This window comes from Lacinutrix sp. 5H-3-7-4, from assembly GCF_000211855.2.
Lineage (GTDB): Bacteria > Bacteroidota > Bacteroidia > Flavobacteriales > Flavobacteriaceae > Lacinutrix.
In genome coordinates, this window is record NC_015638.1 from 990,681 (window position 1) to 1,014,079 (window position 23,399).

General features: G+C 29.4%; 21 protein-coding genes. 11 read left to right on the forward strand and 10 right to left on the reverse strand.

The window, feature by feature from the left end:
* Nucleotides 1-64 precede the first annotated feature (64 nt).
* Both LACAL_RS04315 and LACAL_RS04320 read left to right on the forward strand, forming a co-directional pair.
* Nucleotides 65-1,492: an MBOAT family protein gene (locus tag LACAL_RS04315; protein WP_013869484.1), complete on the forward strand. Its 1,428-nt coding sequence runs from the start codon at nt 65-67 to the stop codon at nt 1,490-1,492.
* Nucleotides 1,492-2,586 (forward strand): hypothetical protein, encoded by a 1,095-nt coding sequence (locus LACAL_RS04320; RefSeq protein WP_013869485.1) that lies wholly within the window; start codon nt 1,492-1,494, stop codon nt 2,584-2,586. The genes LACAL_RS04315 and LACAL_RS04320 overlap by 1 nt, the downstream gene beginning before the upstream one ends.
* Before the next feature lie 48 nt (nt 2,587-2,634).
* Here LACAL_RS04320 and gdhA read toward each other — a convergent pair whose 3' ends face one another.
* Nucleotides 2,635-3,978, reverse strand: a complete 1,344-nt coding sequence (gene gdhA, locus LACAL_RS04325; RefSeq protein WP_013869486.1) for an NADP-specific glutamate dehydrogenase — start codon at nt 3,976-3,978, stop codon at nt 2,635-2,637.
* 208 nt (nt 3,979-4,186) lie between these two features.
* On the opposite strand from gdhA, the gene LACAL_RS04330 reads away from it, so the two are divergent.
* Nucleotides 4,187-5,008 carry a hypothetical protein gene (locus LACAL_RS04330; RefSeq protein WP_013869487.1) on the forward strand — a complete coding sequence of 274 codons (822 nt, stop codon included), beginning with the start codon at nt 4,187-4,189 and terminating at the stop codon, nt 5,006-5,008.
* A 58-nt stretch (nt 5,009-5,066) separates the two neighbouring features.
* On the opposite strand, the gene LACAL_RS04335 is transcribed toward LACAL_RS04330, so the two are convergent.
* Nucleotides 5,067-6,206 carry a cystathionine gamma-synthase gene (locus tag LACAL_RS04335; protein WP_013869488.1) on the reverse strand — a complete coding sequence of 380 codons (1,140 nt, stop codon included), beginning with the start codon at nt 6,204-6,206 and terminating at the stop codon, nt 5,067-5,069.
* Nucleotides 6,207-6,310: 104 nt separating this feature from the next.
* On the opposite strand from LACAL_RS04335, the gene LACAL_RS04340 reads away from it, so the two are divergent.
* The gene (locus tag LACAL_RS04340) at nt 6,311-7,054 is read left to right on the forward strand and encodes a DUF4163 domain-containing protein (RefSeq protein WP_013869489.1); all 744 of its coding nucleotides are present in this window, start codon (nt 6,311-6,313) and stop codon (nt 7,052-7,054) included.
* On the opposite strand, the gene LACAL_RS04345 is transcribed toward LACAL_RS04340, so the two are convergent.
* Complete coding sequence (locus tag LACAL_RS04345) at nt 7,043-7,507, reverse strand: DinB family protein (RefSeq protein WP_013869490.1); 465 nt, start codon at nt 7,505-7,507, stop codon at nt 7,043-7,045. The two genes, LACAL_RS04340 and LACAL_RS04345, sit on opposite strands and share 12 nt — an antisense overlap.
* 108 nt (nt 7,508-7,615) lie before the next feature.
* Here LACAL_RS04345 and LACAL_RS04350 point away from each other — a divergent pair, with 108 nt between their 5' ends.
* Together LACAL_RS04350 and LACAL_RS04355 are read left to right on the forward strand one after the other, a co-directional pair.
* Nucleotides 7,616-7,972: an arsenate reductase family protein gene (locus LACAL_RS04350; RefSeq protein WP_041301701.1), complete on the forward strand. Its 357-nt coding sequence runs from the start codon at nt 7,616-7,618 to the stop codon at nt 7,970-7,972.
* Entirely contained in the window at nt 7,962-8,855 is an 894-nt protein-coding gene (locus LACAL_RS04355; protein WP_013869492.1) for a DMT family transporter, read from the forward strand. Before LACAL_RS04350 ends, LACAL_RS04355 begins: the two co-directional genes overlap by 11 nt.
* Here LACAL_RS04355 and LACAL_RS04360 read toward each other — a convergent pair.
* Nucleotides 8,850-9,329, reverse strand: a complete 480-nt coding sequence (locus LACAL_RS04360) for a thioesterase family protein (RefSeq protein ID WP_013869493.1) — start codon at nt 9,327-9,329, stop codon at nt 8,850-8,852. The genes LACAL_RS04355 and LACAL_RS04360 overlap by 6 nt on opposite strands.
* Nucleotides 9,330-9,517: 188 nt before the next feature.
* Between LACAL_RS04360 and LACAL_RS04365 the strand changes: the two genes are divergently transcribed.
* The 4 genes from LACAL_RS04365 (at nt 9,518) to LACAL_RS04380 (ending at nt 16,157) form a co-directional block, all read left to right on the forward strand.
* The gene (locus LACAL_RS04365) at nt 9,518-10,375 is read left to right on the forward strand and encodes a YicC/YloC family endoribonuclease (RefSeq protein WP_013869494.1); all 858 of its coding nucleotides are present in this window, start codon (nt 9,518-9,520) and stop codon (nt 10,373-10,375) included.
* Between the two features lie 52 nt (nt 10,376-10,427).
* Nucleotides 10,428-11,015, forward strand: coding sequence for a guanylate kinase (gene gmk / locus LACAL_RS04370; RefSeq protein ID WP_013869495.1), 588 nt, complete (start codon nt 10,428-10,430; stop codon nt 11,013-11,015).
* 39 nt (nt 11,016-11,054) lie between these two features.
* Nucleotides 11,055-11,636, forward strand: coding sequence for a nicotinate (nicotinamide) nucleotide adenylyltransferase (gene nadD, locus LACAL_RS04375; RefSeq protein ID WP_013869496.1), 582 nt, complete (start codon nt 11,055-11,057; stop codon nt 11,634-11,636).
* A gap of 87 nt (nt 11,637-11,723) precedes the next feature.
* Nucleotides 11,724-16,157, forward strand: coding sequence for a CheR family methyltransferase (locus LACAL_RS04380; protein WP_013869497.1), 4,434 nt, complete (start codon nt 11,724-11,726; stop codon nt 16,155-16,157).
* A gap of 831 nt (nt 16,158-16,988) precedes the next feature.
* Here the strand turns inward: LACAL_RS04380 and lysM are convergent.
* Together lysM and LACAL_RS04390 are read right to left on the reverse strand one after the other, a co-directional pair.
* Entirely contained in the window at nt 16,989-17,474 is a 486-nt protein-coding gene (gene lysM, locus LACAL_RS04385; RefSeq protein ID WP_013869498.1) for a peptidoglycan-binding protein LysM, read from the reverse strand.
* A gap of 168 nt (nt 17,475-17,642) precedes the next feature.
* On the reverse strand, nt 17,643-18,596 hold the full coding sequence (locus tag LACAL_RS04390) for a hypothetical protein (protein ID WP_013869499.1): 954 nt from the start codon (nt 18,594-18,596) through the stop codon (nt 17,643-17,645).
* Between the two features lie 128 nt (nt 18,597-18,724).
* Between LACAL_RS04390 and LACAL_RS04395 the strand changes: the two genes are divergently transcribed.
* Nucleotides 18,725-19,726, forward strand: a complete 1,002-nt coding sequence (locus tag LACAL_RS04395) for an NAD(P)H-dependent glycerol-3-phosphate dehydrogenase (protein ID WP_013869500.1) — start codon at nt 18,725-18,727, stop codon at nt 19,724-19,726.
* Nucleotides 19,727-19,874: 148 nt separating this feature from the next.
* Here LACAL_RS04395 and LACAL_RS04400 read toward each other — a convergent pair whose 3' ends face one another.
* The 4 genes from LACAL_RS04400 to LACAL_RS04415 all read right to left on the reverse strand — a co-directional run bounded on the left by LACAL_RS04400 (nt 19,875) and on the right by LACAL_RS04415 (nt 23,394).
* Entirely contained in the window at nt 19,875-20,270 is a 396-nt protein-coding gene (locus LACAL_RS04400) for a phenylalanyl-tRNA synthetase subunit alpha (protein ID WP_013869501.1), read from the reverse strand.
* A gap of 62 nt (nt 20,271-20,332) precedes the next feature.
* Complete coding sequence (locus tag LACAL_RS04405; RefSeq protein ID WP_013869502.1) at nt 20,333-20,689, reverse strand: DUF6686 family protein; 357 nt, start codon at nt 20,687-20,689, stop codon at nt 20,333-20,335.
* 16 nt (nt 20,690-20,705) lie between these two features.
* The gene (locus tag LACAL_RS04410; RefSeq protein ID WP_013869503.1) at nt 20,706-22,898 is read right to left on the reverse strand and encodes a PepSY domain-containing protein; all 2,193 of its coding nucleotides are present in this window, start codon (nt 22,896-22,898) and stop codon (nt 20,706-20,708) included.
* A 10-nt stretch (nt 22,899-22,908) separates the two neighbouring features.
* Nucleotides 22,909-23,394, reverse strand: a complete 486-nt coding sequence (locus tag LACAL_RS04415) for a DUF2271 domain-containing protein (RefSeq protein ID WP_013869504.1) — start codon at nt 23,392-23,394, stop codon at nt 22,909-22,911.
* Nucleotides 23,395-23,399: the final 5 nt, after the last annotated feature.

Genomic DNA, 23,399 nt, shown 5'->3' on the forward strand with positions numbered 1-23,399 from the left:
AATATTAAAAACCAAAAATACTATAATTTATTGTATTTTCGTTCGAGTAAATTACAAGCAATTTATGCTGTTTAGCAGTCCTATATTTTTATTTCTATTTTTACCAATTACGCTATTTATATATTATATAGCGCCTAAAAAGATAAAGAATTTTGTTTTATTAATTCTTAGTTTAGGGTTCTACACTTGGGGTGAAAAAGAACTTGTTTTATTAATAATACTATCTGCTTTTATTGATTTTACAGCAGGTATTATTATAGATAAAGGTAAGCGTAAACTTGGTTTATATTTATCTATACTATTTAATCTTTGCTTACTTTTTTATTTTAAATATTCTCATTTTATTTTTTCTAATACAACATCAGTTTTAAACCATTTTGGCTTGCCTTTAGAACATGCTAATGCTTTTGCTAATGTTATTTTACCTTTAGGTATTAGCTTCTACACATTTCAAACCATGTCGTACACAATAGATGTTTATCGTGGTCATGTAAAAGCAAATAAAAACTTTATAAACTTTGCCACCTATGTAACACTATTTCCTCAACTTATTGCTGGCCCAATTGTACGTTACTCGCATGTGGAAAGCGAATTAAAATCAAGAAAAACAAGTTTACCATTATTTGCAGAAGGTGTTGAGCGTTTTATAATTGGATTAGCAAAAAAAATGATTATTGCCAACAACTGTGCTTTTTTAGTAGATGGCATTTTTAATTTACCTACAAGTGAATCTTCTGCCTTAATTGCTTGGCTAGGTGTTATAGCCTATAGCTTTCAAATTTATTTTGATTTCTCTGGCTACTCTGATATGGCAATAGGTTTAGGAAAAATGTTTGGTTTTAATTTTCCAGAAAATTTTAATTACCCATACATTTCTAAATCTATACAAGAATTTTGGCGTCGATGGCACATGACATTATCAAGCTGGTTTAAAGATTATTTATATATTTCTTTAGGAGGAAATAGAAAAGGAAATATAAGAACTTACATTAATCTATTTATAGTCTTTTTTATAACTGGTTTATGGCATGGCGCAAGCTGGACCTTTGTAATTTGGGGTATTTGTCATGGCTTATTTATAGTTATTGAAAAGCTTGGATTTAACAAAATACTAAATAAACTTGGTAAAGGTTTTTCTCTATTTTACGCATTTTTTGCAGTAAATATTACATGGCCAATTTTTAGAAGCGACACTATTACACAGGCCTATAACTATATTATTACAATGTTTAATTTTAGTGCTAAAACCAATTTTAATTATTTAAACATTTACCTTTCAAAAGAGGTTATTTTTATCTTGATTATAGCACTAATATTTTCTCTACCATTACATAAAAAAATTAAAAATTACACCTCAACATTAAATCCAGATTCATATAAATATAAAGGAGCTAAAATTTTAAGAGTGACTTCTCTTTTTTGTTTATTAATTATTAGCTACACATACATTGCAACAGATTCTTATAACCCATTTATATATTTTAGATTCTAATGAGCGAGCAAAAAAGTATATATAAAACAACTATAACCATTGGTTTTTTACTTGCCTTAATATTACCTAATATTATTTTGTTTTCTGGAGCAGAAAAAAACCTAACTAATAATGAAAATAGAGCACAAGCTAATGTGCCAAAATTTAACACAAAACAGCCCATACAATCTATAGGAAAGTTTAAAAATTATTACCTACAAAACTTTGGTTTAAAAACAGTTTTAGTTAATAATTATATTAAGCTAAAAACAAATTATCTAAATGAAAACCCAATACCTAATCGAACTTTAAAAGGTAAAGATGGATGGCACTTTTTAGGTAATGAAAATAATAATGTTTTAAACAATAGCTTTGGTAATGATATATTTAAAACTCAAGAGCTTAATAATACTGTTAACTACCTAGTAACAATTAATAATTATTTTAAATCTCAAAACATTGCATTTTACTTTGTTATCGCTCCAGATAAAAACAATATTTATCAAGAGTTTTTGCCATATAAACTTAAACAAAATGCAACTAAACTTGATGTTTTAAAAAAAGAAATAAAAAAGAAAAGTAACCTAACAGTAATAGATCTTACACAACCATTGCTTAACAATAAAAGCTTAAAACAACTTTACTTTAAAACCGATACACATTGGAATTTTGATGGTGCATTTATTGGGTATAATTATACAATAGATGTTATAAATAAAGATTTTAATATTGAAAAAACTAAAATACAAGATTATAAAATTGAACAAGAAAATTATACTGAAGGTGATTTAATAAAAATGATAAATCAGGTTAAAGCAGAAACTTATAATAAATATGCAAAAATTAAAAAAACTCAGGTAAAAGAAATTTATTCTGAAAAAAATAAAATGAGATTTAAAAATGAAACTAAACAATATAAAATGTTACAGTTTAGAGATTCGTTTGCAAATTACTGGTATTCTTTTTTTAATGAAAGTTTTGCTGAAAGCCTATATCTAAAAAAATATACATTTACTAAAGCCGAAATTGAAAGTTTTAAACCAGATATTGTGATTTTAGAAATTGTAGAACGTAATATAAATTTACTAAGCGAATTAAAACCTTTCAAAAACTAAAAAAGCTTCCAAAAATGGAAGCTTTTTTATATAAATAAGTTGTAATTATTAAACTACACCTTGCGCTAACATAGCATCTGCAACTTTTACAAAACCTGCAATATTTGCACCTTTTACATAATCTACATTACCATCTTTATCTGTACCATACTTTACACAAGAAGCATGAATATCATTCATTATTTGGTTTAATTTAGCATCAACCTCTTCTCTCGTCCAGTTATAACGTAACGAGTTTTGACTCATTTCTAGTCCAGAAGTAGCAACACCACCAGCATTAGATGCTTTACCAGGAGAGAATAATACTTTTGCTTTTTGTAATACTTCAATAGCTTCTGGAGTTGTAGGCATATTTGCACCTTCTGCAACAGCTATAACTTTATTACTTACTAAAGCTTCAGCTTCTTCTTTATTTAATTCATTTTGAGTTGCACATGGCATAGCCACATCACAATCAACACTCCAAGGTCTTTCACCTTCATGAAAAGTAGCCGAAGAATATTCATTAACATATTCGCTAATTCTTCCTCTTTTCACATTTTTAAGCTCCATAATAAATGCTAATTTATCTGCATCTATTCCATCTTTATCATGTATATATCCAGAAGAATCAGACATTGTTACAACTTTACCACCAAGCTCTGTTGCTTTTTGGCAAGCATATTGCGCAACATTACCAGATCCAGAAATAACAACTGTTTTTCCTTCAAAAGTATCTCCAATTGTTGCTAACATATTTTTTGCAAAATATACGCAACCATATCCTGTAGCTTCTGGTCTAATTAAAGAACCTCCATAACTTAAACCTTTACCAGTTAATACACCTGTAAATTCGTTTCTAAGTCTTTTATATTGACCAAACATATAACCTATTTCACGGCCACCAACTCCTATATCTCCAGCAGGTACATCTGTATTTGCTCCTATATGGCGAAATAACTCAGACATGAAAGATTGGCAAAAACGCATCACTTCATTATCACTTTTTCCTTTTGGGTTAAAATCACTTCCACCTTTTCCACCACCCATTGGTAATGTTGTTAAAGCATTTTTAAACACTTGCTCGAACCCTAAAAACTTAAGAATACTTAAATTTACAGAAGGATGAAAACGTAAACCTCCTTTATAAGGACCAATTGCAGAGTTAAACTCTACTCTAAAGGCTCTATTAACTTGAGTATTACCTTTATCATCAATCCAAGGTACTCTAAAAATTATTGTACGCTCTGGCTCAACCATGCGCTCTAATAACATTTTATTTTGATATTGTGGATTCTCTTCTATAAATGGGATTACGGTCTCGGCAACCTCATGAACAGCTTGTAAAAATTCTGGTTCATGATTATTTTTTTCTTTTACCAGATCTAAGAATGCTTGAATTTTGCTTTCCATGTATTTAAAATTATGACATTAATATTATATAAATAATTATGAGTACAAATATACGTTATCTTTAAAAATTAAGTACATTTATTTTGAAATTCGCAAAAATAATAATTCGCCTAATCGAAAATTAATTACTGCATTTTATCTGTAATAGTTGCTAGTTTATCGGATTTTTTTATATTTGCTATCATAAAGAAGCCTCTAATATTAAATCATGAATAAGCTTAAAGTTAAACATTTAGCACAGATACTTTTTATTTTAGTTGCTTCGCAAACCGTCGCAGCTCAATTAGGTTTTTCTCATGAAATTGGTGTAATTACTGGTCCTACTGCATTTAAGTCTGATTTTGGTGAACGTTTTGACCTTGAAACCAATGCTGGAAATAGCGGTGTAGGAATAGGTTTAGTTCACTATATAAACTTCGCTTACAGAGCAGATTGTAATTGCTATACTACAGATAATTATTTTAATGACCACTTTAAATTAAGAACCGAAATTTCTTACAACACTGCTAAATTAGAGCACATTGGTGAGTATGTTCAACCTTATAGAACCTCTACTAATGCAGATAAATTAAGAGCACATACTGGAACTGCAAACAATTTAGACATTGGTATGCAAATTGAGTATTTTCCTTTAAGTATTAGATCTTTTCAAGCTTTTGGATATAAATTTGCTCCTTTTGTTAGTTTTGGTGCCCATTACGTATCGTACAACCCTAAAGTAAGTACAGGCTATGCTAATGGAGACACTACTAATATGAGCAATTTTTATGCGCCTTGGTATACTAGCAACCCAAACTTAAGTCCTAATTTTCCAGAACCTATAGATGTTACTTCTGGCACAACGTGGTCTCTAGTTAGTAGTATTGGTGTACGTTATAAACTCTCTCCTTTAGCAGATTTAATGTTAGATCTTAGAGGTCAATATTATTTTAGTGATTGGGTAGATGGTTTAAACCACACATTAGACAGCAACAAGCATAACGATTGGTTAGTTTGGTTAAACTTTGGCTACATTTATTACTTAGATTAAAAACATATTTATACATAAAAAAAAGCTCATGTTTTTAACATGAGCTTTTTTTATAAAATTACCCTAATGCTTGTTTTAAATCATTAATTAAATCTTCTTCATCTTCTATACCAACGCTCAACCTAATTAAAGAATCTACAACACCTGTTTTTTCGCGTTCTTCTTTTGGTATGCTAGCATGCGTCATGCTTGCAGGATGTCCTGCTAAAGACTCTACACCACCAAGAGACTCTGCCAAAGTGAAAATTTTAAGATTTTCTATAAGTTTTATAGACGTATTATAATCATTCCCTTTTGTTGTAAAAGATATCATGCCTCCAAAATCCTTCATTTGTTTTTTTGCTATATCATGATTAGGGTGACTTTCAAATCCTGGCCAATATACATTTTCTACTTTGGGATGTGACGCTAAATACAGTGCTATAGCTTTACCATTTTCACAATGACGTTGCATTCTAACGTGTAGTGTTTTTATTCCGCGAAGCGCTAAAAAAGCATCTTGTGGACCACAAATTGCTCCACTTGCATTTTGTATAAAATACAATCTTTCTGCAAGTGATTTTTCTTTTACTATTAATGCTCCCATAACTAAATCGCTATGTCCTCCAATATATTTTGTTACAGAATGCATAACAATATCTGCTCCAAGATCTAAAGGTTGTTGCAAATATGGTGTTGCAAAGGTATTATCTACCGCCAATAATATATTATGCTTTTTAGCTATTGTAGCTGTAGCTTCAATATCTATAATATTTAACATTGGATTTGTAGGTGTTTCTACCCAAATTAATTTTGTGTCATCGTTAATATAAGCTTCAATGGCATCTGGATTATCCATATTTACAAAATGAAATGTAATGCCAAAGTTTTTAAAAACCGAAGTAAATAGCCTATATGTGCCACCATATAAATCATTATTACAAATTACTTCGTCTCCAGATTTTAATAATTTTAATACCGCATCTATAGCAGCTAATCCAGAACCAAAAGCCAAGCCAAAATCACCATTTTCAATACTTGCAAATGCATTTTCTAAAGCGTCTCGTGTTGGATTTTTAGATCTAGAGTACTCATAACCCTTATGTCCGCCAGGTGTAGATTGTGCATAAGTTGAAGTTTGATATATTGGTGGCATTACAGCACCATATGCTAAATCTGGCTGCTGTTTTCCATGTATGGTTTTTGTATTAAATTTCATTAATGTCTATTTAAATTAATTTAAAAAACAACTTTTGGTTTTTTGATTATACCAAAAATAGCCTTTAATTCGTTGTATTCAAATTGAATTAAAACCTTTAGTTTATGCTTAACACTTCCTTTCTAAAACTAACAAAGCTTTTTGCTGTACTGTTATTTCTTAACATTTGTTTATCGTGTAAAGAAGAAGTGTCTCTAAATTTTTCAGAAATTAGTATTGTTGAAGATACAGATGCCACTATTGAAATTAATATTCCTAAAGCTGAAGGAGCTACAAATGCTGCAAAACAAATTAATAATACTTTAAATCAATTTGTAAACAATGCTTTAGATATTAATAATTTAAAAACCAATGAAACCAATACAACAAATAGCATTGCGGTATTTAAAAAAGCATATTTAGATTTTAAATCTCAAATTGGAAAAACCTTGTATACAGACTTACCTGCTTGGGAAGTTTTAGTTGATGGCGAAATTATTTACAAAAGTGAAACACTGGTTTCTATAGCCATGAACTCTAGTATAAATACGGGTGGCGCTCACAGTAATTTAATATTTAAATTTTTTAATTTTAATATTAAAACGGGAAAAACTTTACAAACTAAAGACTTAATTAATGATATTCCAGCTTTTACAGCATTAGCAAAAAAATATTACGACAAAGAAATACTTTCTGCTACAGACGATCGTATTTCGGCATTTAATAATAATGACTTTAAACTTCCAGAAAACTTAGGTTTTAATGAAGAAGGCGTAATTATTTTTTACGATACGTTTATAACAGGAAGCAATAATGTAATAGAGTTTATTGTACCATATACTCTTGCGAATGATTATTTAAACTTTTAAAGCTCTTAATAACGCCAAAATATATCCTGCATGCATACCTTCGTGTACTAAAGCAAACTGTATTGCCTGTGTAACATTTGTTAACGTGTTACCTGTAGTGGATAATGTATATTCATTAAAAGTGCTAAATACTTGAGAACCAAAATCTGCTTTTGTATGTTCTATTGTAGAAAAAGCCAGTAATTTTAATTCATCTACATCTGCTTGAGTAGCTTTACCATCTGGTTTTGTGCCTTTTTTATATTTTTCAATAAGCGCCTCACTAACATTTGGTTTTAAACCAGATAATTTATAAACTAATATTTGCTCGGTAACAATACTATGCCCAATATTCCATATAATATTATTATTAAAACCATTAGGTATAGCATTAAGTTGTGCTAATGAAAGCTCTTCTAAATAAGCTTTAAAAAAGCCTCTTGTTTTTGCAAAAACGTCAAAAGTAAAATCCATAATTCTTTTTTTTTATAAATATAATAGAATCTAACACAAATGAATTTACTTTGTAATGTTAAAAATTAGCTTTTCGTATTCACGAAAATAAATTCAAATTTTAAAATGATTGATAAAGTATATTATTTAAAATCATGTAGTACGTGTATTCGTATTTTAAAAGAACTTGATTTACCAGAATCTGTAGTGCTTCAAAACATTAAAAATGAAGCTATAACAGAATCTCAAATAGACGAAATGAAAACGCTTTCTGGAAGTTACGAATCTCTTTTTAGTAAAAGAGCAACGCTTTACAAGCAGCGGGATTTAAAAAATAAAAATTTATCAGAAACAGATTTTAGAAATCTTATTTTAGAACATTATACTTTTTTAAGTAGGCCTGTTTTTATTTTAAATAATAAAATTTTTATTGGCAACTCTAAGGGTAATGTAGAAGCTGTTAAAAAAGAATTGAATGAAAACTAGATACTGGGCGCTTATTGCCGCGTTTTTTGTACAACTTTTTTATGGCTTAAACTTTACTTTTGCTAAAGATGTACTTACTGGTGGATTTTTAAAACCATCTGGTTTTATTGTTGTAAGAGTAGCCGGAGCAACAATTTTATTTTGGTTATTTAGTTTTTTAGGTCCTAAAGAAAAAATAGAGAAAAAAGATTATTTAACTTTTTTCTACGCTGCAATATTTGGTGTAGCCCTAAATATGCTTTTGTTTTTTAAAGGCTTATCATTCACATCACCTATACACGCATCTGTGATAATGATTACTGCACCAATTATAGTATTAATACTTTCGGCTGTATATTTAAAAGAGCGCATTACTAATTTAAAGGTTTTTGGTGTAATTTTAGGGTTTCTTGGCGCTGTAGTACTTAGTGTTTACGGTCGTTCTAACTTAGATGGCGACAATATTCTTTTAGGTAATACCTTGGTTTTTATTAACGCTGTATCTTACAGTATTTACATTATTATTATAAAAAAATTAACTGGTAAATATCACCCATTTACGTTTATAAAGTGGTTGTTTTTATTTGGTTTGTTTTTAGTAATACCGTTTGGATATAACGATTTATTAGCCGTAGATATAAGTACATTTACACCATATATTTATTTTTCTATTGCTTTTGTAGTATTGGCAGCAACCTTTGGAACCTACATACTAAACCCATTAGCCCTAAGACACTTAAGAGCATCAACCGTTACAACATTTATATATTTACAACCTGTAATCGCAGGAATATTTGCTATAATTATGGGTAGTGATACTATAACACCTGTAAAACTAATAGCTTCTGCTTTAATATTTGCAGGTGTATATTTAGTAACTAAAAAACCTAAAGCTAAATTATAGCTCTAGGTTTTTTGGTACACGACCATTAGCTCGGGTATCTTCTTTTGTAAGAATCTTATAAGCTTCAGATTTTGGAAACTTATCTGCTAAATCCATTAAAACCTTTGGTAGATTGGTCATTTTTCTAGCTTTTAAATCTATCCAAGCACCAAGCATTTCACAAAAGGCAATATTTTCTCCTTTATGGTTATAAAAGTTATGGTCAAACTTAAAAAAAGTACCATCTTCACTTAAACCAGACACTTCTAAAGAGACTGTTATTGGTTGTCCCATAAACGCTTCTTTAAAATAATGCATATGCTCGTAAAAGACAACTGGCCCAATATTATGCATAGCTAATTCTTTCATGGTAAAACCATGCTCTATTAAAAAAGCCATTCTAGTATGACTCATAAAATTAGTATATGCAGAATTGGCTAAGTGTCTATTTGCATCGACATCACTCCAACGAATTTCAAACTGTTTTTTGTACATTTTCATTATTTTAGATTTCAAAAATACTATTTTATACTAATACTGTTTTTATTAATTATTATAATAAACCGTAATTTAAAACACAAAATATATAGCATAATAAGCCATAACATGGTAAGTATAAGGTTGGTTTTTATTTGCCTACTGTGTTTACAACACTTATTTTTGCTCAACTTTACAATTTAGTTATGATTCACTCAATGACAGGTTACGGTAAGTCTGTTTTACAATTACCTACAAAAAAAATTACAATAGAGTTAAAATCTCTAAATAGCAAAAACCTGGATTTAAATGCCAGGATGCCTTCAATTTATAGAGAAAAAGAGCTTTACTTACGTAAATTAATGGCAAAAGAATTAAATAGAGGTAAAATAGATTTTTCTATTTATGTTGAAGCCACTGCCGAGGATACATCGACTAAAATAAATACACCTGTTGTAAAGCAATACATGCAACAACTTAAAAATGTAGTTGCGGGAGACGAAATAGAGCTTTTAAAAATGGCCGTACGTTTTCCAGACGCTTTAAATACAGAGCGAGAAGAAATTGATGAAAATGAATGGAAACACATTGAAGCCGAAATTAAAACAGCTATTTCTGCCATAAACGACTATAGACTTAACGAAGGTCAAGTACTTGAAACCGATTTTAAAAACCGCGTTGCAACCATAGAAAACTTACTACAACAAGTAATTATTATGGATCCAGAACGTGTTGAAGGCGTTAGAGAAAGACTTAAAAAAGGTGTTGAAGAACTTCGCGAAAAATACGATGAAAATAGATTTGAACAAGAACTTGTTTACTATATAGAAAAGTTTGATATCACCGAAGAAAAAGTACGTTTACAAAACCATTTACAATACTTTATAAAAACCTTAAACTCTAAAGATTCTAATGGAAAAAAATTAGGCTTTATTGGTCAAGAAATGGGTAGAGAAATTAACACTATAGGCTCTAAAAGTAATTATGCACCAATGCAACAACTTGTTGTGCAAATGAAAGATGAGTTAGAAAAAATTAAAGAACAATTACTAAATGTTCTTTAAAAACAATACAAAAACATGCTTAACACAGTTGAAGCACAATTAAAAAAAGGAAATGAAACAAGGTAAACTAATTGTATTTTCAGCACCATCTGGCTCTGGTAAAACAACCATTGTTAGGCATTTATTAAAACAAAAAGAATTAAATCTAGCCTTTTCAATCTCTGCAACATCACGCGAAAAAAGAGGTACAGAAGTTCATGCAGAAGATTACTATTTTATGTCTGCAAAAGAATTTAAACAACACATAAAAGAAGACAATTTTTTAGAGTGGGAAGAAGTTTATAGAGATAATTTTTATGGCACTTTAAAAACCGAAGTAGAACGTCTTTGGGCGTTAGGAAAAAATGTAATTTTCGATATAGATGTTTCTGGAGGTTTGCGTATAAAACGAAAATTCCCAGAACAAACCTTAGCTGTTTTTGTAAAACCACCAAGCATAGACGAACTTAAAATAAGGTTAAAAAACAGAAAAACAGAAAGTGATGAGAAAATAAGTATGCGCGTAGCAAAAGCAAGTGCAGAATTAGCTACAGCACCACTTTTTGATACAATTATAGAAAATGATAATTTAGAAAAAGCACTACATGAAGCTGAAGCTGTAGTTGGTCATTTTTTAATTTCAGAAATAAAAAAAGAATAAGACCTATACCAGTTTAAACTTTATTAAAATATTACAAGTATGAAAATTGGTCTATATTTTGGCTCTTTCAACCCAATACATATTGGTCACTTAATTATTGCTAACCAACTAGTAGAAAATAGTGATTTAGACCAAATTTGGTTTGTAGTTACACCACATAATCCTTTTAAAAAGAAAAGCACTTTACTAGACAACCACCAACGCTTAGAAATGGTTTATCTAGCCACTAAAGATTACGACAAGCTAAAAGAAAGTAATATAGAATTTAACTTACCACAACCTAATTATACCATAAATACGCTTACCTATTTACAAGAAAAATACGAAAATCATGAATTTTCGTTAATAATGGGAGAAGACAATTTAAAAAGTTTTCATAAATGGAAAAACTACGAAGTTATCCTAGAAAACCATAATATTTATGTCTATCCAAGAATTTCGGAAGGTAAAATTGACACGCAATTTAATAATCACAAAAAAATACATCGTGTTGATGCTCCAATAATGGAAATTTCATCTACAATGATTAGAAAGGCTATAAAAGAAGCCAAAAACGTAAAACCCCTAATACCACAAAATGTATGGGAATACTTAGATGAGATGAATTTTTACAAAAAATAAATTAACATATGTTTATATTAAACTAAAATTTAATAAATTTATTTCCTTAAGTAAATTCCTACACAAAATACTATCAATAATACTAGAATGAAAAACAAAAGCCCTAAGTTTCATGTCGTTGGTATTGGAGCGTCTGCTGGTGGTTTAGATGCTATTCAAACATTGTTTGACCACATACCGCCTAATACAGGAATGGCATTTATAATTATACAGCACCTTTCTCCAGATTTTAAAAGCCTAATGCCAGAGCTACTAAGTAAGCATACAGAAATGCCTATTTATACAGCAGAAGACAAACTAAAAATAAAACCAAATTGCGTTTATTTAAACCAACGTAGCAAAAACCTACACATAAAAGGGTCTCAATTATACCTATTAGACAAAGGCCCAAAAAATAATCTAAACTTACCAATAGACATTTTTTTTCATACGCTTGGAGAAGAATTTAAAGAAAAATCTATTGGTGTAATATTATCTGGAACAGGATCTGATGGATCCAGAGGTATAAAAACAATAAAAGAAGGTCGAGGCACAATTATTGTTCAAGACCCAACATCTGCCCAATTTGATGGAATGCCAAACTCTGCAATTTCAACAAATATTGTAGACTACATTTTGAACCCAAAAAAAATAGCAGAAATCATACATAAAAATCCAACAAGCAGGTCTCTAGCTCTTAATGATTTTGAAAAAAATCCATCTAACGAATCCTTGATAAATGACATATTAACTGTTGTTTATAAACACTCTGGCATAGATTTTAGAGAATATAAAAAAAATACACTTTTAAGACGTATAGAAAAAAGAATGAATATAAAAAATATTCAACACCTATACGATTACACTACATTTGTTTCAAGTAATATAGAAGAGCAGCAAGCTCTACAAGAAGATTTTTTAATAGGTGTTACACGCTTTTTTAGAGACAGTGAAGCCTTCAAAAATTTAAAAGAAAAAGTAATTCCAGAGTTATGTAAAAATAAAGACAACTCTGAAATTATAAGGGTTTGGATAGCAGGTTGCTCTACAGGAGAAGAAGTCTATACATTAGCAATATTAATAGACAATTATATAAGATCTCACCAACTAAATCTTGATTTTAAAATATTTGCAACAGATATAGATCCTACAGCATTAAACATTGCTGGTAAAGGCATGTATCATGTAAATATTATAAATGAAATTGATAAAATATACTTAGACCAATATTTTATAAAAACAGGAAATAAAATACAAATTATTAAACGTATTAGAGAAAAAATAGTGTTCTCTTACCATAATTTAATTAAAGACCCTCCATTTATAAGAATGGATCTTATTTCTTGTAGAAATCTACTTATTTATTTTGATAGTAAGATACAGAAAAAAGTAATGATGAATTTTCAGTTTGCCTTAAATAAATATTCTTATTTATTTTTAGGTAATAGCGAATCTTTAGGCGAAGTTTCAAAGTATTTTAAAACAATAGATGTAAAATGGAAAATTTTTCAAAATATATCCTCTACAAAACAAATACCATCACAAAATTCAAGTATAGATAAAATATCGGCAATAGCATACAAGTACCCTGAACGCAAAAACACATACAGCTCTTTAAATATAAAGGAAAGTCCAGAGTTAATTTTTCATAAATATTTAAGTCAAAAATTTAGTCCTGCCTCTATTTTTATTGATAAAGATTTCAATATTCTATTTATTAATGGTGATGCAGGAAAACGCTTATCTCACAATTCAGGAATTTTTCAAAACAACTTATTGCAAATGGTAAGCCCAGACATTTCTGTAGTTATAAGAAGTGGAATAAGAAGACTTGAAGCACAAAAGCAAGATGTTATTATTAAAGGCATTCAAAACAAAACAGAAAAAGAAAATTTCTCTTTCGATTTAAAATTTCACGAACCCAAAAATTTTGATAATTTACAAGACTGTTATTTAATAGAATTTAGTAACGATAAGGTTATAAATTATAACCAACCATTAATTGTTAATAACATTGATATTGATGAGGCATCCGTACAACGCCTTGAGGATTTAGAAAGCGATCTTAAAATAGCAAAAACCGAATTACAAAATGTAGTCGAGGAATTAGAAACCAGTAACGAGGAGTTACAATCTTCTAACGAAGAACTAATGGCTTCTAATGAAGAACTTCAAAGTACAAACGAAGAGCTACAATCTGTAAACGAAGAACTGTATACCGTAAATACAGAAATGCAGGAAAAAAATAAAGAGCTCACAAACTTAAATAACGACATTACAAACCTGCTAGACAACACAGATATAGCAACATTATTTTTAGATACAGATTTAAGAATAAGAAAGTTTACACCAGCGCTTCAAGATGTATTTAATTTACAAGAAATAGATCATGGTAGACCTTTATCTAGTTTTACATCTAACTTTGAAGAGCAAACAAGAAACCTAATAATTAAAGACTCTAAAAACGTATTAGATAAATTAACGGTTATTGAAAAACAAGTAAAAGACAAGGACGATAACTTTTATTTACTACGTATAAGCCCATTTATTACTTCAGATAAGGTTATAAACGGAGTAGTTATTACACTCGATAACATTAATAAGCTTAAAGAAATTGAAAATGAATTAGCAGATACAGATTTAAAATATCACAAATTATTCGAAAATTTAAACGAAGCTTTTATTCATGCTAAAATTGTTAAAGACAAAAACGGCAATCCTACAGATTGGGAATATATAGATGTTAATCCTGCTTACGAAAAATTATTTAATTTAAAAGCTAAAGCTATAATTGGTAAAAAAGCATCTACCGTTTTACCAGTTATAAAAAATGAGTTAACAAATTGGATTAAAAAATATGGCGAAACTGCCATGACAGGCATAGACCAAACTATAGAAGGCTACATAAAATCTTTAGATAAATACTTTTTAGTAAACGTATTCTCACCTAAAAATGGTGAATTTGCAGGAACAATAACAGATTTTACTGAGCTTAAAAGTAAAGAGCAAGCTCTTAAAAAAAGTGAAGCAGAGTTAAATAGAATTCAAGAACTCACAGTTGTTGGCGGCTGGTATTTAGACCTTAAAACAGATAAAGTATACTGGACAGAGCAACTTTTTAAAATGTATGGACTAGACCCTAACTCTACGCCTCCAGACTATTCAAAACAACGAAAATTGTTTACAAAACAAAGCTGGCTAAACCTTAATAAAGCTGTAGAGAAAACCCAAAAATACGGCATACCTTACGTTATAGAATTAAACCTTATAAAAGAAGATGGCGAAAAAGGATGGCTTAGAGCACAAGGAGAAGCTGTAAAGGACGAAAAAGGAAACATTATAGCTTTAAGAGGTGCTGCTCAAGATATTACAAAACAAAAATTAATTGAAGAAGAAATAATAAATGCAAAAAAAGCAGCAGAATCTGCAAACCTGCACAAAAACTATTTCTTAGCAAATATGAGTCATGAAATTAGAACACCAATGAATGGTGTCTTAGGCTTTTCAGAATTATTAAAAAAAGATAGTCTATCTAAAACCGATAGATTAAAATATCTTGAAATTATAGATAGTAACTCCAAACAGCTATTAAATTTAATTGACGACATTATTGATATTGCCAAAATTGAGTCAAACGAATTAAAAATAAATTATACAGAATGTAATGTACCAAAGCTTATTCAAAACTTACAAATTACCTACAACCAATTAAAAATTGTAAAACTTAAAAAGAACATAACATTTACAACTTACATCCCAGAAAACTATAAAGACTTACAAATAATTACAGATGAGCAAAGACTGCAACAAGTCATATCTAACCTTTTAAACAATTCATTAAAATTTTCTGAAAAAGGTAATATCTCATTTGGCTTTACAGTAATTGGAAAATTTCTAAAGTTCTTTGTAAAAGATCAAGGTATAGGAATTAACAAAAACAAGCAACTTGAAATATTTGAAAGATTTAAACAGCTAAACTATAAAAGTAACGCAAAATATGGCGGTACAGGATTAGGGCTTTCTATAAGTAAAGGAATTGTAACACTATTAGGTGGTGATATTACAGTTACATCTCAAGAAAATAAAGGTTCTATGTTTGAGTTTACAATACCTTTAAAAGAAGCAAATACAAAACATAAAAGTATAGAAAAAAACCAAAAGCTTAAAAACAAGTTTTTGCTAAATAAAAATATACTAATTGCAGAAGACGACTCTTTAATTAGACTTTTATTTAAAATTGTACTTAAAGATACAGGTGTAAATGTGCTATTTGCAAAAAATGGAAAAGAAGCTGTAGAGCTATATAAAAGTACGCCTAATATAGATGTTGTGCTTTTAGACATTAGAATGCCAGAAATGAGTGGTATTGAAGCCATGGAAATAATATTAAAATTAAATCCTGAGGCTAAAATTATTATGCAAACAGCTTATGCTATGCAAGATGAAAAAGAAAAATGCTACCATAAAGGTTGTGTAGATTTCCTATCTAAACCTATTGTAAAAGAAGAATTGTTTACAAAGCTAAGTAAATGGATTAATTAAAGTATTACTAAAGGAATTTGTTACCATACAATGGTAATTTTAAAGTAACAAATTCCACAGTGCTACATAAAAATCTTCTACTTCTATAATTATTAAAAAACTAATAATTATTAATCGACTAAAAACGCATTAACAAGATTAAGACTTAAAAATACTGTTGTTTTTTCTTACAAATATCGGTTTTACGGTTTTTCCCGTAAGATGAAATGCACAAATGCACATTTTTTCGATGAAATACACATAAATAAAACAAAAAATTTTGCGAGGTTCTTTTTATTCCAATAATTTTGAAAACAATCAATCAGCAAAAGGAATTTTACTTCCTTTTTGATTAAAACTTTTTACTTAACTATTTCATTATTCTACAAAAATGATATTAAGTAAAATTCTAGATAATAAAGTAGGTCTTATTATACTAGATTGGGTTAATAGCGGAAAAAGCCAACTCGTAAGAGTTGGCTTTTTTATTTTAAAACAATTTTTCTCCTATATTTTTAGTTATGTTTTCTTACAAAAAAAAATTTTACGGTTTTTACCGTAAGCCAAAATGTTAATTATTGGCATTTTTCGACGAAATACATCATTTTCTAAAAAATAAAATTGTGAAACTCTTAACATTGCAATAGTTTTGAAAGAGACAAATCAAACAATAGAGTTATTAGTTCCTTTATTTGATTTAAACCTTTTACTTTAATTAATCATTATTCTACACAATGATATAAAAGTAAAGTTCTAGTTAATAAAGTAGGCCTTATTATACTAGAATTGGTTAATAGCGGAAAAAAAGCCAACTCATATGAGTTGGCTTTTTTTTATTCTATATATTAATATTTACTCTTTTGTAGGAATACGTAATACTTGACCTGGGTAAATTTTATCTGGGTGTTCAAGCATTGGTTTATTAGCTTCAAAAATGGTTGGGTATTCCATAGCATTTCCATAAAACTTCTTTGCGATTTTTCCTAAAGTGTCACCACTTACAACTGTATGAAATTGAGCTTCTGGTTCTTTATGCTCAACCGTCATTTGGTCGTCTACAGTAGCAATACCAATACTGTTTCCTACTACTAAAATTGCTTTCTCTTTTGTTGCTTGGTCTTGAGCCATACCAGAGATTGTAGCGGCATCATCATCAATATGTATGCTTAATCCATCAACTTGTAAGTCTAGATCTCTAATTGTTTCTTCTAGTTTTCTAGCAGCAGCAGCTTCTTCTTTAAGTTCTGCGGCAGCAGCTTCTGCAGCTTCTTCTTTATCTGTTTTTCCTATGCCAAATACTTTAGCGCCTGCATTTTTAATAAATGAAAATAATCCCATAATTGTATTTTATTTTTAGTTGTTAATATTTTAATGTCTTGTAAAGTTGGATAAAAACTATTTCAATTGCAACTTATCACTCTTATTATTCTCTTAAATTTCGATAAATAACATAAAAAAACTGCTCTAATTATACTTTTAAAGCAGTTTTATTATCACTTCATTGTTTTATACCTTGTCTCTAGTATTCTCTCTATTGTTTTCTACTTTTGGTGTACGCTGTACTCGTTTTTTATCACCAGAAGATTTACTTTTATTTACTGTAGTACCTTCTTTTAAATACTCTATATAACCACGTCCAGTAAACTCGTAAACTGTACCAGAATCTGGATGTAGCAACTCTACTCTTTGATCATTAATTACACTTAGTTCAAAATATTCATTATCAAAATAGTCGTAATCTAAAATAAGGTTTTTAAGGTAAAAGTTTCCGCTAATATCCTGTACAGCATAATCTCCTGTAAAATCCCAATATATATTATTAGGGTTCGTAGCTGCTGGGTCTTGTGAGCTTCTAAATGTAGAGTCGTTTCCACCGGCTAAAAACTGTAACCAATTTTCATTATCAAACTCATTTAATGCTCCAAACTCACTAGTATATGTTTTTTCCCATGCTTCGTATTCTTGCAAAAAGTATTGAATATTATCATAAAAAACATAATCGTAATCAAAATTAGAACGTTGGTACCCATTTAAAAAATATGATGTGTCATTAAACGGGTTATACAACTCTATAGTATTATAATCTACTTGGTAAACATCAAAACTATCATAACCATCTATATCATGATCTGTATCTAATATCATATTATAAGCATCATAATAACCAATTGGGATACCAAAGCCATTACCTTGACTACCAATACCAACCAAATTGTTATTAGCATATAAAGTACCATTTCTAAACGATACGGTAAAAGCAATTTGTAAAAATGGTGTTTCGCCTGTACCAATGGTTTCGTTTATATCTACGTACCACAATTCGTAAGAATTAAGTAATTGATTTACGCTTATACCTGGTGCTGGCCCGTTGTTAAAATCGTCTACAACCACTTCTGTTACACAAGAGGTAAATAATGTTGCTATTAAAGCAAAACCTGTGAGTAATTTTAATGTTTTCATAATTGTTGTTTTAAGGATTGATATTAATAAGATTTCAAAAGCTGTGCCAAAATTGGAATTTTCTTATTACAAGCCATTTATCAACTGTTATTAATTATGTATTTTTGAATTATAATTGAAACTAAAATATGTCTAAAAAATTAAAATTTGCTGTCTTTGGTTCTGGAAGTTGGGCTACAGCTATTGTAAAAATGCTGTGCGAAAACGAAGAGAAAGTAGGTTGGTATATGCGAAGCATTTATACTAAAGAGCATTTACTTAAAGAGCAACATAACCCAAGTTATTTAAGTTCGGTAGAATTTCATTTAGAGCAATTAACCATTACTAACGATATTAACGAAATGGTAGAACTTGCAGATGTTTTAATTTTTGTTATACCATCTGCCTTTATAAATGATGAATTAAAAAAACTACAATTACCATTAACCAATAAAATAGTAGTAAGTGCTGTTAAAGGTATAATACCAGAAACAGGTAAATTATTAGGAGAACATTTTCATGATAATTACAATGTCCCTTTTGAAAACATTGGTGTTATTGCCGGCCCATGTCACGCAGAGGAAGTTGCGCTTGAGCGTTTATCGTACCTTACAATATCATGTGTAGACGCTAATAAAGCGCAATTAATTGCAGATGCTTTATCAAGCGACTACATAAAAACTAAAATTAGTGACGATGTTATAGGCACAGAATATGCCGTAATGCTTAAAAACGTGTATGCTGTAGCAGCCGGAATTGCGCATGGTTTAGGTTACGGAGACAATTTCCAGAGTGTTTTAATGAGTAATGCTATACGTGAAATGAAGCGTTTTATTAAAAAAATGCATAAAATGAAACGTAACATTAACAACTCGGCTTATTTGGGAGATTTGCTAGTAACCGGTTATTCTGTATTTTCAAGAAACCGTATGTTTGGAAACATGATAGGTAAAGGTTACACCGTAAAATCTGCACAAATGGAAATGAATATGGTTGCCGAAGGATATTATGCCACAAAAAGCGCCTATTTATTAAACGAGAAAAACAAAAAGAAAACAAGATTACCTATAATAAATGCTGTTCACGCTGTACTTTACGAAGGTAAAGACGCCAAAAAGGTCTTTAAAAAACTAACCGATAAATTAGATTAAAAAAAATCCCTTTAGCTAAAGGGATTTTTTAATTTATATATTTATTTGGGCGTTACCTAAAGGTCGCGCTTTACGTTACAATCTTTTTAATCGTGCCTCATAAAAAGGATTTCTACTGCAATCGCTAACGCACACCAAGTGAGATTAGTTACTTAACCAAAATACCTTTTAATTGCATTAATGGTACACGTTGCAAAGCCTTATCGTTTATCGTATTTTTTCTAAACAAATACGTTTTATCGTACATTGTATTACCTTCAAAAAAAGTAATTTTAAAAGTATTATTTAAAGCTAGCACCTTAGTTTGCAAGTATTCTATTTTAGCATAACTTCTTGCTGGAAGTTTAGCTATTGTATGACGCATTGGTGGTGTCATTTTAGTATCATTATAACCTTGAGACACTATGATTACAGTATCTAAATCTTGATCGCTATTATTTATAATGTAAGCATTCCAATCTAAAGTTTTATATTCTATATGTTCCTCCTGTACAACAGCAACATGTATATCTTTTACCTCAGGAATAGTAATGTCTTTTTTCATGTATTCAAATCTCTTAAAATTTAATTTTGTGCAAATTTACACAATATTAAAGTCTCTTATCCTTAATTAATAATAAAGGTATAATCTATATCATCAACATTTAAAATACTATTAAAAACAGCCTCTTTTTTATTACTAATTAAAGCTTTAAGCTCTGCAACTTCTTGCCTATTAAACATTAAAACTAAATTTTCTTGTAATGTTGGAATAGGAATTTTGCGTCTAACATTAGCATTTGCATACTTTCTTTCCCAAAACTCAGACTCGATTAACAACACGTATTTTTTGAACTGTTTATACTCTACAGGCGTAAACTCAAAATAAATATTATTAAATTCTAAATGAAACTGCTGGCAATTTCTACAAAAATTTAATTCGCCTTTAGATGTTTTATTAATCGCTTCTATTCCTTTACACATAATATTGTTTTATAGGTTAATAACAGTCAGTTAATATTTGATTGTTTTGCTCAAAAACGCTTAACGGTTGTTGTAGTGTTTCAGTTGTTATAGTATTTAAAACCTCTAACACTTGGTTTTGCATAGCAATTGAACCACAAATCATTATTACACCTTTAGTTTTTAAAACTTCAGCTATAATAGTGTGTTGTTTTTCTAGAATATCCTGTACATAAATTTTATCGCTAGTGTCTTGAGATAAAGCCACATTAAAACTAGTTAATGTGTCACTTTTTAAACTACTATCTACAATGTTTTTATAAAGAGATAACGACTGCTGTGTTCTGCCTCCCCAAAACAAATGCTTTGTAATAGGTTTAGAGTGTTGCATCATACCCAAAAACGGTCCTATTCCTGTGCCATTTGCTATAAAAACTGCATTATGTATATTTTTAGGTAAATTAAAGCTTGGGTTATGATTTATAACTGCCTTTATTTGAGTATTACTTTTTAAATTATAAAAATAATTTGAGCACACACCAAATTCATGTTTTTTTACACTTATAACAATATTACCATCTATTTTACCAATAGAATAAAGCCTTTCTATTTTATCCTTTTTAGGAATTACAGATAGTAAATCTCCAGACTTAAATTTAAGTTTTTTATTAGGTTTTAAAGTAATTAAAAACGTGTTATCTATATTAACATCGGTTTTATTTACAACTGTAAAAACCTGTTCTTTTCTTGGCTTATTAGACACTTTTAAATTGGTTACATCTAAACCAGAAGCAACAATATTATTCCATTTTGTAGCCCAATTTTTAAATTCCAATTCTGATTGGTTATGGATTTTAAACAATTCCATATTGGGTTGAAATTGTGAATGCACTTGTAAATTAGCATCTACTAATTGTGCGTATTTGCAGTATTCTGGATATTGTAGCGAGCCAAAACCTACAACTGCATAACGTATTAAACGCTCTTGCTTTACACTTTGTAATAGCGTTAAAAACTTTTTAGCATTTATTGGAGCTTCACCTTCGCCATAAGTTGATGTTAACACAATAAGTTGCGTGGCACTTTTATAACTAGTATAACTGTTTAAATCTGAAATAAAAACACGATTACCTTTATCTAACAAACCTTTAAAAAAGGCTGTTGCCAAATGGTAAGTACTACCAGTTTCTGATCCTACAAGAATTATAATATCTGCATTATCCTTGTTGAATTTATTTTTTGGGATTACCGTTTTTTTACGCCTATCTATAGTCATTTTAAAACCAGAATAGATAAAAAACAAAATGTTTATACAAGCTATTAATAATATAACAGACCAAAGTATACTGCCTTTTCCTGTATGTAAAACTAAACTCCAGTTTGATAAAAAAGTGACTAGCGGGTTTTTAACTTCACTTAAAACTTTTCCAGAATATTGGTGTACAAGAAGTTCTTTATTTTTTAGTTTTAAGATGAAATAATCTTCTTCATCTTCAGAAAACGGAAACTCTAAAGTTTCAACATTATTTAAACTAATGGTTTCAAAAACAGACGTTTCAGGCTTTATTTCTGCTTCAGTTATAGTTTCAAAATTTATATTGTGCTTTTCTTTTTTTTCTTCAATTATGTCAAATTTTAATAACGATAAGTAGACACCTGTAAGCGTTATAATAATTATTGGTATTAAAGATAATCGACCTAATATAACATGCCAGTATTGGGCAAAATCTTCATTTATAACTTTTGAGAAAAACTTTTTAATGCCGCTTTGGCGCTTAATAATTAAAATGGAACCTGTAAATGCAATTAGAAATAATAAAAATGAACCTAAGCCAACAAAAAAACGACCAACGCCTTTTAAAAATAACGAGCGGTGTAAATTGGTTGTAAATTTAAAGAGGTTTGATACTTCGGGTTTTTCGCCTAAAAAAGCAGCGGTTCTAGGGTTAAAATAACCGTTTAAAGATTCGCCGTCTTTTGTTATTACAGAAGCAGATACAAATTGATTTGCATCTACTTCTATTGTAATAATTTCTGGATATTGTTTTTTAAATGTAGCAACGGTTTGCTCTACATTTAACTGCTCTATACCATCTATTTTAAAAGGTTGTATTTGCTCTGAAATTGGCTGAAAAGCGAGTACAATTCCTGTAATTGTGGCTAAAAAGACAAATACAAAAGAAGTTATAGCTAATGCTAAGTGACTATACCTCCAAATAGAAATGATCATAGATACGTGTTTAGTTAGGCATTAAACGTATATAACGAATAAATCCTGTGCCTTCCTTTTTGCTTTTCACACTCTCTGATGTTAGTAAAAACTCTACATCTTTTGTGTAATATTCTTGATCTTCTACAGCGGTTTCAAAACGTATGCTGTAACCAGAATCTATTTTAGAGTCTTCTATTTCTATAACGCTAATGGCACGTTCACCTCCAGAAATTGTTGCGCCTGTTAAAGCATCAATATCTGTACGAACTTTACCTTGAAATTTCCACCATTGTGTAATATCATGATACCATTCTTCATCATCACCTTGTACATAAAGTGTTTTTTCGTACTCACCTTCTGGATTAATTAATGAAATAGCAATGTATGCGCCTTCGCCAGTATAATTGGTCATTTGCACCATACATTTGTATTTAGTTGACGGCGCAATTGTTGAAAAAGAAAACAAGGCCAGACTTAGTATTGCCAGGCTAAAAATTAGTTTAAAATTTTTCATTTGTA